Raw genomic sequence first — 12,227 nt, 5'->3', positions numbered from 1 at the left:
CGGGCACCCCTCAGGCGTTGGGGGCGGCGAAGACGACCACGTAGGTCATCGGCGCGAGGCACTGCTTGGTGGTCTTGGGGATCGTCGGGACGACCTGGAACCCGGCCTCGCCGGCGTCGATCGCCACCGCGCTCGGACCCTCGCAACCGACGGCCACCGTGGCGGCGTACGGCGTCGAGCTCGGGTCCTGCTGGGCCTGCTGGAGCGCCGTCTGGGAGACCACGTCGCCGAAGCCGCCGTCGAACTGCGACGCGAAGTCGGCCCGGGCCTGGTCGGTGTCGAGGGCGAAGGCCATCTCGGAGACCGACCCTCCGGCCTCGGTGCCGTGCAGCACGACCGCCTCGGTGACGCCGGCGGAACCGGTCGTGGCGATCGACTCCCCGGCGCCGCCGTCGGGGTCCGACGACTCCGTGGGCGTCTCGGCCGACTGGCTGGGCGTCCCGGTGGGCTCGTCGCTCGAGGAGCTCGAGGACGCAGCGGGGTCGGTCGCCGTGTCGTCGCCGTCGTCGCCGTCCCCGCAGGCGGTCAGCGCCGTGGCCAGCGCCAGCCCGGTGACGAGGGTGGCGACGGAGCGGGTGCGGGTGCGGGCGCCCGAGCGGCGCGATGAGTTCGTCATGATGATCTGACGATAGCCAACCCCGGACGGCTCCCCCGGTCAGGCACGTGGCACGCGGGTGGGACGCAGGTGGCCCTCGCCCCACGCTCACTGGCAGGCTGACGCCATGACCCAGCAGGAGAGCGTGCAGGAGACGGCACAGGAGCCGGTCCGCGAGGCCGTGCGCGAGTACGCCGCGCGCCAGCCGCAGCTCACCGCGGCCACCGCCGGCTACGTCACTCTCATCCGCACGCTGCTCGACGACGCCGGCATCGACTACCTCAGCGTGACCGGGCGCACCAAGAGCGTCGCCTCGTTCGCCGCCAAGGCCAACCGCACCGAGGGCGACGGCCCGCTCTACCCCGACCCCCTGTCGCAGATCACCGACCAGATCGGCGTGCGCGTGATCACCTACGTCCACAGCGACGTCGCCGCGGTCGCCGAGCTCCTCGCAGAGGAGCTCACCCTCCTCGACGACCGCGACCTCGGCGAGGAGACCGCCCGCTCGGGGCGCTTCGGCTACGCCAGCCGGCACCTCCTCGTGCAGGTCCACGACGACGGCCAGCACGACGACCTGGTCACCCACCGGGCGAGCGTCCAGGTGCGCACGGTCCTGCAGCACGCGTGGGCCGAGTTCGAGCACGACATCCGCTACAAGGGCAACGTCCCCGAGGACGCGGCCGCCGACCTCGACCGCCGCTTCACCCTGGCCGCCGGGCTCATCGAGCTGGCCGACCGCGAGTTCGCCACGATCCGTGAGCGGATCCAGGCCGCGGCCCCCGGCAGCCAGGCCGAGGCGGACGCCGACCACATCGTCGGCCAGGAGCTCGCCACCTTCCTCGCGGGCCACTACAGCGACGCCGGCTGGTCCCACACCGACCACTACGACTGGATCGCCGACCTGCTCACCCAGCTCGGCATCGACACGATCGACGACCTCGACGACCTGCTCACCTCCGTCGACGCCGACGCCGTGATCCGCCGGATGGGCTACCGCTACCCCGCCGGCGCCGTACGCCGCCTCGACGACGCGCTGCTGGCGATCTTCGGCGAGCAGTACGTCACCCTCGAGGGCAACAGCCACCGCGTCCCGAAGCTGCGAGCGCGGCTGGAGAAGCTGAGCACGCCCGAGACCTGAGGGGAGCCCTCAGGTTCGCCCCCTAGGGTTTCCGCATGAGCCGCCCTTCCTGGACGACTGTCACTCCGATCCTCGCGGGCGTCGCCCTCGTGCCCGCATGGTTCGCGCACCCCGAGAGCGCGGTCCTGCTCAGCCTCCTCGCCGTCCTGCTGGTCGGGGCCGTGCTCGCCGCCGTGCACCATGCCGAGGTCGTCGCCCACCGGGTCGGCGAGCCCTACGGCTCGCTCCTGCTCGCCGTCGCGGTCACCATCATCGAGGTCGGGCTGATCGTCACGCTGATGGTGACCACCGACAAGGACACCGCCGGCCTGGCGCGCGACACCGTCTTCGCCGCCGTCATGATCACCGTCAACGGCATCGTCGGCATCTCGCTGCTGGTCGGCGCGCTCAAGCACCACCTCGCCGTCTTCAACCCCGAGGGCACCGGCGCCGCCCTCGCGACCGTGATCGCCCTGGCCGTCGTGTGCCTGGTCCTGCCCTCGGTCACCACCTCCCAGCCCGGCCCCGAGTTCACCGGCGCGCAGCTGGCCTTCGCCGCGATCGCCTCGCTCACGCTCTACGGCATGTTCGTCTTCACCCAGACGATCCGGCACCGCGACTTCTTCCTGCCGGTGACGTCCGCCCAGCACTCCCCGCTCGTGGCCGACAACCCGGCGCAGGTCGGCTCGGGCGGGTCAGGTGGGTTCGAGCACGAGCCGGTCGACCTCGACGAGGACGGGCACGCCGACCCGCCGACCAACCGGGCGGCCCTGACCAGCCTGGCCCTGCTCGTGCTGTCGCTGGTGGCCGTGGTGGGGCTCGCCAAGATCGAGTCGCCGGCCATCGAGTCCGGTGTCGCGGCGCTCGGGTTCCCCAACGCCGTCGTCGGTGTCGTGATCGCGCTGCTCGTCCTGGCGCCGGAGACCATCGCCGCCGTGCGCGCCGCCACCCGCAACCGGGTGCAGGTGAGCCTGAACCTCGCCCTGGGCTCGGCGATGGCCTCCATCGGCCTGACCATCCCCGCCATCGCCATCGCCTCCATCTGGCTCGACGGGCCCCTCGAGCTCGGCCTCAACCAGCTCCAGACCGTGCTGCTCGTCCTCACGGCCGCGGTCGCCATCCTCACCGTCGTACCGGGGCGCGCGAAGCCGCTCCAGGGCGGCGTGCACCTCGTGCTCCTCGCCGCGTTCCTGTTCCTGACCATCGCGCCGTAGCGGACGGACCCGCAGAAATGCGCTGCGGCCCGGCAGGATTCCTGCCGGGCCGCGTGAGCGAGTGGATCAGCCGAAGTACTTGGCGTAGATCTCGTCGTAGGTGCCGTCCTCGCGCATCTTCGCGAGCACGCCGTTGATCTCGCGCAGGAGCGGGATGTTGCCGTCCTTCTTGACCGCCATGCCGTACTGCTCACCGGTGTCGAACTCCTTGGCGAGCTTGAGCCGCGGGGTCTCGGAGACGAACTCACCCGACACCGTGTTGTCGAGCATCGCGGCGTCGAGACTGTTGGAGTCCAGGGCCGCTTGGAGGCCGGCGGCGTCCGCGAACGTCACCACCTCGGTGGAGGCCGGGGCGAAGTCGCTCAGGTAGGTCTCACCCGTGGTGTCCTTCTGCACGCCGACCCGCTGGCCGGCGAGCTCCTCGATCGTGTCGAGCCCCGAGCCGCGCGGCGTGATGAGCGCCTGCTTGGCGTCGAAGTAGGGGCTGGAGAAGTCGAGCACACGCGCTCGCTCGCCGGTGATCGTCATCGCCGAGATCGCCAGGTCACAGACATCGGCGTTGAGCGACTGGCCCGAGGTGATGTCGTCGAAGGAGGAGTCGATGACGTCGAGGTCGACGTCGAGCGAGTCCGCGACCTTGCGGACCAGGTCGATGTCGAAGCCGGTCGGCTTGCCCTTCTCCTCGTACTCGAAGGGCGCGTAGGGCGTGTCGGTGCACACCGTGAGCGCGCCGTCGAAAACGAGGTCGACCTTGCTGAGCGCGTCGCCCGACTCGCCGCTGGCGGAGCCGCCACAGGCGCTCAGCGCGGCCATCAGGGCCACGGAGGACAGGGCAGCCGCAGCAGTGCGGGCAGGGCTGAGCCGGCGGAGCGAGCGGGTCATGGGTCAGTTCGCATTCACGGTGAGCGACTCACGAAGTCGCATGAGGGCGTATTCGGTGATCTTGACGAGGGCACCCTTGGCCTGCTCGCGGTCGCGAGCGTCGAGGCTGATGATCGGTACGTCGGCGGGCAGTGCCAGCGCGGCGGCGATCTCCTCGGCGGGGTAGCGCGGCACGCCGTCGAACTCGTTGACGGCCACGATGAACGGGATGCCCTTGGACTCGAAGTAGTCCAGCGGCGAGAACGACTCGTCGAGGCGGGCGACGTCGACGAGCACGATGGCGCCGATGGCGCCGCGGCACAGGTCGTCCCACATGAACCAGAAGCGTCGCTGGCCCGGGGTGCCGAAGAGGTAGAGGACGAGGTCCTCGGCCAGGGTGAGGCGGCCGAAGTCCATGGCGACCGTGGTGGTGGCCTTGGTCGGCACGGCGGCGAGATCGTCGACGCCCTCGGACTCGTTGGTGACGAGTGCCTCGGTGCGCAGCGGGTCGATCTCCGAGACGGCGCCGACGAGCGTCGACTTGCCGACGCCGAAGCCGCCGGCAATGACGATCTTCGTCGACGCAGCCGCGCGCTGTGCCTTAGTAGTTTCGAAGTCCACGGAGGGTCCTTTCGATGAGCTCGAGACGCTCATCTGTCGACGTCTTCTCGGTGATGGTTGCCTGGATACGGACGAGACCCTGCTCGATCAGGTCACCCAGCAGCACCCGGGTGACGCCGATCGGCATCTTGGTCAGTGCCGAGACCTCGGCAACGGAACGTCTGTCACAGACCTCGAGAACCTGTGCAGCAGATGGAGTGAGGACGGGCGCCTCCGCACCAGCCTGGAGGCGCAGCGTGGCCTCCATGGCCAGATCGACAGTGGCTGCCGTCCGGCCAGCGGTGATGGTGTACGACCGGATGAGGCGAGGACGGTACTCCTCCTCCTCCGGCTCGATGGGCGGCGTCACGGCGCTGGTCCGACTCAGCCGCCCGTACCGACGCGGGCCTGAGCCTCGACGGTACGACCCACGCGGTCCACCAGCAGTGCCATCTCGTAGCCCACCTGGCCGATGTCGGCCTCCTCGGTGGTGAGCACGGTGAGGTTCGACCCGTCACCGACGCTCATCAGCATGAGGAAGCCCATCTCCATCTCGACGATGGTCTGCATGACCGAGCCGCCCTCGAAGAGGCGGGCGGCGCCGACCGCGAGGCTGGCCAGACCGGAGGAGACGGCCGCGACCTGCTCGGCGCGCTCTCCCGGGATGCTGGTGCTCGACGCCATGAGGAGGCCGTCGGCGGAGACGAGGATGGCGTGTGCGGCGTCGGGGACCTCCTCGACGAAGCGCGACATCACCCAGTCGAGGTCACGGTCGTCACCAGCGGGGGCGCTGGAGGCGGCGGCGGAGGATTCGTACGTCATGCGGGGCCTGCTTCCGTGTGCTGAGAGGAACTTTGGGCTGCTCGTCGACCGCGGGAGACTCCCGCGGTGTGGGCCTGGAGCCGACGACGAATGGCGTCGGGGTCACGCGTCTTGGCTGCCGTGGGCGGGGTCACGCTACCGGGAACGAGGCGCTCGCCGGGGGCACGTCGCGGAAGTCCGGTGGGCGTCGACTGGACGACCGGGGCCTCCTCGGCCACGTGCTCGGCGATCTCCCAGCCACGGTCCACCTCGGTCTGGTGCCACTCGCCCTCACCGGCGCTGGCGAGCCAGCCGGAGCGCATCGACTTGAAGATCGGCGAGTCACCGCCGGCGCGGGCCGGCTCGGCACCACGGGTCGGCAGTCCGCTCAGGCTGGGCAGCTCGGCCGCCGGCGCCTCGAGCGGGGTCTCGGCGACCGGCTCCTCGACGAACGGGTCCTCGACCGGGAAGGCCTCGGCAGCAGGCTCGGCAGCGGGCTCGGGGTCGCGGGTCGGTGCGCCCAGGCCCAGCGGGTCGTCGACGTCGACGTCGACCTCGACGTCGTCGGACCGGTGGGCCACGGGGGTCGCGGGCTGCGGCTCGGGCTCGGTGTGGGCGACGGGCTCGGCGACGGGCTCGGCGACCGGCTCGGCCACCTCGGCGGCGGGGGCCTCGGCCGGGACCGAGTCCTCGACCGGCTCCTCGGCGCGGGCCTGCTCGCCGACGGTACGGGTGGGCAGCGGGTCGTTGAGGGGATCGCTGAGCGGGTCCTGGGCCCGGGCAGCCGGAGCGACCTCGGCGGCGCGGGCCTCCTCGGCCTGGGCACGCTGGCGGGACGCGAGGGCCGTGATCGGGACGACCGGGGCCACCTTCTCGGCGACCGACGGCTCGACCGTGTCGACCGGGGCGGTCTCGGCGACCTCCCGGGCCGGCTCTGCGGCAGGTGCGTCGAGCGTCGCGGCCGGCTCGGCGGCGGGCGCGCTGGGCTCGACGGGTGCGGCCGGGGTCTCCGAACGCTTGCCGAACAGCGGCCCCGTGGCGCCGGAGGTCTCCGGCGGCAGGAAGGCGTCGGCGCCCGTGCGGGGCATGTTGGCGCCGGGCTCGCGGCGCGGCAGCAGGCTCTCCAGCGAGGGACGGTCCGGGGTGGCAGCCGGCTCGGCGACCTCCGGCGTGGTCGCGACGGGCAGCGGCTCGAGCTCGGCCTCCTTGCGGGCCTCCCGGCGCGCGGCCTTGGCCTCGGCCTTCTCCGCCCGCGAGAGCTTGCGCGACTCGCGCCTGGGCTCGACGGTGGCAGCCGGTGCAGCGGCGGCGGCAGGAGCCTCGCGGCGCTCGGCCCGCGGGGCCGGGCTCGCCTCGACCGCGGCGGCGGGCGCCGCGACGGGAGCGGCGGGAGCGGTCTGCGGCAGCTCGGGCAGGATCGACGGGGGCAGGACGATGGTCGCCGTCATGCCGCCGCCCGGGTTGCGGGCCAGCGAGGCCAGGATGCCGTGGCGCTCGGCGAGGCGCGAGACCACGAACAGGCCCATCCGGCGGGCGGTGTCGGGCGTCGCCTCGGCACCGTGCTGGAGGTCGCGGTTGAGCTGCTCGAGCTCGGCCGGCGGCACGCCGAGGCCGGAGTCGGTGACCGTGATGGTGACGCCGTCGGAGCCGAGCTTGGCGGCCAGTCGGACCGGCTCGGCCGGCGGGGAGTAGGTCAGCGCGTTGTCGACCAGCTCGGTGAGCAGGTGGACCACGTCGGCCGCGGCGTCGTCACCGACGCGGGTGCCGAGGTGGGACAGGATCTGCACGCGCTGGTAGTCCTGCACGCCCGAGGTCGCTGCCTGCAGCGCCTCGCCGACGGTGAGGCTGAACTGGCCGGCGGCACGGTTCGGGGCGTCGGCCAGGATCAGCAGCGAGTCGGCCGTACGACGCATGCGCGAGGCCAGGTGGTCCAGGCGGAACAGCGACTCGAGGCGCTTGGGGTCCTCTTCGTCGTGCTCGAGGCGCTCGATCTGGGCCAGCTGCTGGTTGACCAGCGAGTTGGACCGACGCGAGAGCGTCACGAACATCGCGTTGACGGTCTGGCGGAGCTGGGCCTCACCCGAGGCGAGGTGGATGGCCTGACGGTGGAGGTCGTCGACCGCACGGGCGACCTGGCCGATCTCCTCGTTGGTGGTGACGTCGATCGGCTTGATCGGCTCGGGCTCCTGGCCCGCGCGGATCCGGGCGACGGCGTCGGGCAGGCGGTGGCGGGCGACCGCCAGCGCGCCCTCGCGCACCCGGTTGATCGGCACGAGGAGGCTGCGTGCGATGGCGAAGGCGATGAAGATCGCCGCACCCAGGGCGAGCAGCGTCAGGACGGCACCGATGAGCGCGTTGCGACGCGCGTCGGAGGCGGCATCGTTGAGCGAGGTGGTGACGCCGCTGATCAGGGTCTGGGTGATCTCGTCGTAGGGCGCGTAGGCGTCGCGGCCGTCGAGGTTGGTCGCGGAGTCGTCGCGGATCTGGCCGGCGTGGCGGGTGTTCGCCGTACGGAGGGCCGCGGTCTGCTCCTCGGCCCCCTCGACGGATCCGGCGAGACGGTCGATGGCCGACGCCTCCACGCCGATCTCCGAGAAGAGCTCCTGCGAGCTCGACTGGGCCAGCGAGGTGGCCACGAAGCCCTGCTGCATGGCGAGCGAGAGACGACCGCTCATCGCCTGCGACAGCTGCTCCAGGCGGGGCTCGGGCGTCTCCTGCGCGGCGTTCACGCTGGTGATCAGCTGGGACACGCTGGACTCGAGCTGGCGGACGAGCGCGATCCAGGTGGCGGGGCCGAGGTTCTCGGCGCCCTCACCGCGCATCGCCTGGCTGAGGTCGAGCAGGGCGTTGACGTGCGCGGCCTGGAGCTCGTCGAGGTTGGCCTCGTCGCGGGCCTGGGTCAGCGTCTCGGCGCTGGTGGTGATGTCGTCGATGGCGTCGATCAGGTCGCCCTGGCTGGCGGCGCTGTCGTTCTGCGCTGCCACCATGGCGGACTCGGACGCGGTGAGGTAGTCGACCGCGGGCTGGATGATCGTCACCTGGTCGGCGCTGCTGCCGGCGTTGCGCGAGTCGGCCAGGTCGTTCTGCACCCGAAGGCCACCGAGCGTGGCGGCGAGGAGCAGCGGGATCGCCAGCGCGAGCGCGATCTTGCGGCTCAGTGGCCATCCGGCGACCGAGAGTCCTGCCTCCCGGCGGGTCCGGGCTGCATCCTGAGTCATGTGTGCCTCGCGATTGGTGAGCGATACGACGACGAAACGAGTCCCCGGTGGACCGGAGCAGACTCAACTTAAAGAGTCGTTCGACATTCCGTGGCGTTTTCGCAGAACTGTTGATGGGGGGTGTATGAGGGCGTGGCCGCCGACCCTGATAAAGGGGACGGGGTGGGGCCGAGCCCGCAGGAGTGTCCCACCCGTACCACCCGCACCACCACCCCTTCGCTCCCGACCGGTCCAGACCACCGGGGCGTGAACGCGACCGGAATGCGGGAGGAAAGGACGGCGGTGAGCCTTCCGCCGTGCCCGATGTTCGGGCAGGCTCCCCTGCCATGACCCTCCATCTCGGGAAGGGCCGGTCGCGCGCGTCCGCCCTTGTGTCCGCACTCCTCCTCTCCCTCTCCCTCGCCCTCCTCTCCTTCTCCCTGGTCGCGCTACCGGCCGCCACCTCCCCGGCGCAGGCCGCGGCCCCGCTGACGGTCAGCCAGGCCATCGGCCAGCAGAGCGGCGCGACGCAGACCGTGCGCGGCTACGTCGTCGGCCAGCCGACCGCCACGAGCACCGTCGTACGCTCCGGCTTCCCCAGCGACTACGCGCTCGCGATCGCCGACTCGCCCTCGCAGACGAGCACCGCCTCGATGCTCTACGTCCAGGTCCCGTCTGCCTTCCGCTCCCAGTGGGGACTGCGCTCGAACCCGTCGCTGATGGGCACGCAGGTCGACGTCACGGGGGCGCTGACGGCGTACTTCTCCCATCCCGGCATGACGCGGACCTCCGCCTTCGCGCTGGCCGGCGGCAGCACCCCGACCGACCCGCCGCCCACCGGCGGCACCGGGCCGTGGGACAGCACCTACTACGCGCCGGCCGTCGGCAAGAGCGGTACGGCGCTGCGCACCGCGCTGCACGACATCATCGACGGCAACACCACGCTCTCCTACGACCAGGTCTGGACCGCGCTCAAGGACACCGACCAGGACCCGAACAACCCGAGCAACGTCATCGAGCTCTACACCGGCCGCTCCATCGCGAAGAGCAACAACGGCGGCGGCTCGGGCCAGTGGAACCGCGAGCACGTGTGGGCGCAGTCGCGCGGCGGCTTCACCACCAGCGCCGGGCCGGGGACCGACCTGCACCACCTGCGTCCCGAGGACGTCACCGTGAACTCGACCCGCGGCAACAAGGACTTCGACAACGGCGGCTCGGCAGTCTCCGGCTGTGCCGACTGCTTCACCGACTCCGACTCCTTCGAGCCGCGCGACGCGGTCAAGGGCGACGTCGCGCGGATGCTCCTCTACATGGCGATCCGCTACGAGGGCGGCGACGGCTTCAACGACCTCGAGATGAGCTCGACCGTCGGCAGCTCCTCGTCGCGGATCGGCGACCTCGAGACGCTGCTCGCCTGGAACAGCGCCGACCCGGTCGACGCCTTCGAGATGCGCCGCAACGACCGCATCCACTCCACCTGGCAGGGCAACCGCAACCCGTTCATCGACCACCCGGAGTGGGCGGCGGCGATCTGGAACTGACCGACGTCGCTCTCGCACTCGGTGGTTGAGGTGCGAGCGGAGCGAGCCTCGAAACCCCGATCGCGCCTCGACAACCGAGGTGAGGGCGTCAGGGTGCCCGGTTGCCGCGGGCCGACTCCTGCACGACCAGCCCGGGAAGGTCCGTCAACCGGTCCAGGCCGCGCACGGCGCGCGTCATCCGCTGGTTGCCCTCGAAGCGCTCTCGGTGGCGCTCGAGGAACCACCAGTAGCCGGCGGTGAACGGGCACGCATCCTCGCCGACCCGCACCTTGGGACTGAACCGGCACGAGCCGCAGTGGTCCGACATCCGGTCGATGTAGGCGCCGCCGGAGGTGTAGGGCTTGGTGGCCATCACCCCGCCGTCGGCGTGCTGCGACATGCCAACGACGTTGGGCACCATCACCCAGTCGTAGCCGTCGACGAAGGCGCGGTGGAACCAGTCGGTCACCTGTGTCGGCGCCCAGCCGCGCTGGAGGGCGTAGGAGCCGAGCACCATCAGCCGGGGGATGTGGTGGACCCAGCCGTGCTCGGCGACCTGGTCGAGCGCCCACGACAGGCAGCGCGCGTCGGTCGCGTCGGCGTCGAGCTCGGCGAACCACCGCGGCAGCCGCTCGGTCGCGCGGAGCTCGTTGGCCCGGCGGTAGCCCTCTCCTTGGTGCCAGTAGAGGTGCCAGACGTAGTCGCGCCACCCGATGACCTGGCGGACGTAGCCCTCGACGCTCGCGACGGGCGCCGCGCCGGAGCGGTAGGCCGCCTCGGCGCGCTCCACGACCTCCAGCGGGTCGAGCAGCCCGAGGTTGAGCGGGGCGCTGACCAGGCTGTGCGCCATCCACGGGTCGCCCTCGAGGATCGCGTCCTCGTGGGCGCCGAAGTCGGGCAGCCGGTGCTCGACGAAGTGGTCGAGGGCGGCGAGCGCCTCGCGCCGGGTGACGGGGAAGCGGCGCGGCCCGTCGCGGCCGATGGTCTCCACGACCCCGTCGCGCTCCCAACGGTCGAGGTCGTCGCGGACCCCGGCGTCGATCTCGTCCTCCTCGGGCCACCACGGCTCGGTCACGCCGAGCGTCGTGGCCCCTGTGGCGAACCCGCGGGGCGGGAGCACGGTGGCGCCGAGGCGCTCGACCAGTCCCAGTGCGGCGTACGACGTCGGGTGGACGACCTCGAGGTCGCCCCCGGATCGCAGGGCGTCGCGCGCCACCTCGGCGTAGGTCTCCGCCCGGACGTAGGTCACCCGGTCGCCGAGCTCGGCGGCGCGGTGCCGCATCGCGCTGAGCACGAGGTGCGCCTTGGCGCGGTGGAAGCGACGGCGCTTCAGCACCCCGAGGGACTCCACCATCAGCAGCGGGCCGGGGTGGTCGTCGGTGAAGTGCGGTCCGAGCTGGTCGCCGAACAGCCACCGCGTCGTCATGCCGCCAGCCTAGGCAGGAGCAGGCTCAGGCCCGCTCGACCTCGCTGCTGAGCTTGAGCACGACGGTGCCGTCCTCCTGCTCGATGACGTAGGCCGGGTCGTCGTCGCTGCCGTGGCGGGTGACCTCCTCGCCCTTGGTCGTGCGCGAGACGTCGTCGTGGTGCACCTCGGACACGGTCCCCTCGGCCCAGGACGAGCCCCACTTCCACTTCACGGTCGTGCCGGTGCGGATCGCCATGCCGCCACGGTGCCATGCACCTCGCACGCGAGGACCACCCTCTAGGACCGGACGTGCATCCGCTCGCCCTGCGGGCCGAAGATCGCGAGGACCTCGGCCGGCGTCGGGCCGGGGTTGCCGATCCAGTGCGGCGTCCGGGTGTCGAACTCGACGACCTCGCCGGGCCCCAGCACGAGGTCGCGGCTGCCCAGGACCAGGCGGACCTTGCCACTGAGGACGTAGAGCCACTCGTAGCCCTCGTGGGTCTTCAGCGACGGCTCGTCCCGGTCGACCGGCATCACCATCTTGAAGGACTGCAGCCCGCCGGGGCGACGGGTCAGCGAGATGAACGTGCGGCCGTGGCGCACGGTCGGCTTGGAGCGCACGCGCGGGTCTCCCGTCTCGGGCGCGTCCACGAGCTCGTCCAGAGCGACCCGGTGGGCGCGCGCGAGCGGCAGCAGCAGCTCCAGCGTCGGCTTGCGCTGGCCCGACTCCAGGCGGGAGAGCGTGCTGACGGAGATGCCGGTCTCCTCCGCGAGGTCGGTGAGGGTGGCCTCGCGCTCCAGCCGCAGCTGCCGCAGCCGGGGTCCCACCGCTCGGAGCACTCCGTCGTCGTCCATGTCCCCAGTTTGCCACTTCGGCAAGAATGTTTGTCAAACGCGACGATGGCTGGGCATCC

General features: G+C 71.8%; 12 protein-coding genes. 3 read left to right on the top strand and 9 right to left on the bottom strand.

The features are described from left to right. Positions 1–10: 10 nt before the first annotated feature. The gene (locus ASC64_RS03760; protein WP_056906141.1) at positions 11–616 is read right to left on the bottom strand and encodes a hypothetical protein; all 606 of its coding nucleotides are present in this window, start codon (positions 614–616) and stop codon (positions 11–13) included. Between the two features lie 106 nt (positions 617–722). Here ASC64_RS03760 and ASC64_RS03755 point away from each other — a divergent pair, with 106 nt between their 5' ends. Together ASC64_RS03755 and ASC64_RS03750 are read left to right on the top strand one after the other, a co-directional pair. Further along, positions 723–1,733 (top strand): GTP pyrophosphokinase, encoded by a 1,011-nt coding sequence (locus ASC64_RS03755; protein ID WP_056906140.1) that lies wholly within the window; start codon positions 723–725, stop codon positions 1,731–1,733. A 35-nt stretch (positions 1,734–1,768) separates the two neighbouring features. Further along, on the top strand, positions 1,769–2,926 hold the full coding sequence (locus ASC64_RS03750; protein ID WP_056906139.1) for a calcium:proton antiporter: 1,158 nt from the start codon (positions 1,769–1,771) through the stop codon (positions 2,924–2,926). Between the two features lie 66 nt (positions 2,927–2,992). Here ASC64_RS03750 and ASC64_RS03745 read toward each other — a convergent pair whose 3' ends face one another. The 5 genes from ASC64_RS03745 to ASC64_RS03725 are packed head-to-tail and all read right to left on the bottom strand — an operon-like array spanning position 2,993 to position 8,406. Then, complete coding sequence (locus ASC64_RS03745) at positions 2,993–3,808, bottom strand: ABC transporter substrate-binding protein (RefSeq protein ID WP_056906138.1); 816 nt, start codon at positions 3,806–3,808, stop codon at positions 2,993–2,995. A gap of 3 nt (positions 3,809–3,811) precedes the next feature. After that, positions 3,812–4,408, bottom strand: a complete 597-nt coding sequence (locus ASC64_RS03740) for a GTP-binding protein (protein WP_056906137.1) — start codon at positions 4,406–4,408, stop codon at positions 3,812–3,814. After that, positions 4,389–4,757, bottom strand: a complete 369-nt coding sequence (locus tag ASC64_RS03735; RefSeq protein ID WP_235563501.1) for a DUF742 domain-containing protein — start codon at positions 4,755–4,757, stop codon at positions 4,389–4,391. The genes ASC64_RS03740 and ASC64_RS03735 overlap by 20 nt, the downstream gene beginning before the upstream one ends. Before the next feature lie 14 nt (positions 4,758–4,771). Next, positions 4,772–5,209: a roadblock/LC7 domain-containing protein gene (locus ASC64_RS03730; protein WP_056906136.1), complete on the bottom strand. Its 438-nt coding sequence runs from the start codon at positions 5,207–5,209 to the stop codon at positions 4,772–4,774. Beyond that, positions 5,206–8,406, bottom strand: coding sequence for a sensor histidine kinase (locus ASC64_RS03725; RefSeq protein WP_056906135.1), 3,201 nt, complete (start codon positions 8,404–8,406; stop codon positions 5,206–5,208). Before ASC64_RS03725 ends, ASC64_RS03730 begins: the two co-directional genes overlap by 4 nt. Positions 8,407–8,732: 326 nt before the next feature. On the opposite strand from ASC64_RS03725, the gene ASC64_RS03720 reads away from it, so the two are divergent. Further along, positions 8,733–9,926 carry an endonuclease gene (locus ASC64_RS03720; RefSeq protein ID WP_056906134.1) on the top strand — a complete coding sequence of 398 codons (1,194 nt, stop codon included), beginning with the start codon at positions 8,733–8,735 and terminating at the stop codon, positions 9,924–9,926. Positions 9,927–10,014: 88 nt separating this feature from the next. Here the strand turns inward: ASC64_RS03720 and ASC64_RS03715 are convergent, their stop codons facing one another. From ASC64_RS03715 to ASC64_RS03705, 3 genes are read right to left on the bottom strand one after another with little or no spacing between them, the layout of a single operon-like run. Then, entirely contained in the window at positions 10,015–11,331 is a 1,317-nt protein-coding gene (locus ASC64_RS03715) for a cryptochrome/photolyase family protein (RefSeq protein ID WP_056906133.1), read from the bottom strand. 25 nt (positions 11,332–11,356) lie between these two features. Continuing rightward, positions 11,357–11,569 (bottom strand): DUF2945 domain-containing protein, encoded by a 213-nt coding sequence (locus tag ASC64_RS03710; RefSeq protein WP_056906132.1) that lies wholly within the window; start codon positions 11,567–11,569, stop codon positions 11,357–11,359. 41 nt (positions 11,570–11,610) lie between these two features. Continuing rightward, complete coding sequence (locus ASC64_RS03705; protein WP_056906131.1) at positions 11,611–12,168, bottom strand: helix-turn-helix domain-containing protein; 558 nt, start codon at positions 12,166–12,168, stop codon at positions 11,611–11,613. Positions 12,169–12,227: the final 59 nt, after the last annotated feature.

Origin of the sequence: Nocardioides sp. Root122 (assembly GCF_001425025.1) — a bacterium.
Classification (GTDB): Bacteria; Actinomycetota; Actinomycetes; order Propionibacteriales; family Nocardioidaceae; genus Nocardioides.
Note: the sequence above shows the minus strand (reverse complement) of the source record. Positions and strands in the feature narration are given on the sequence as shown.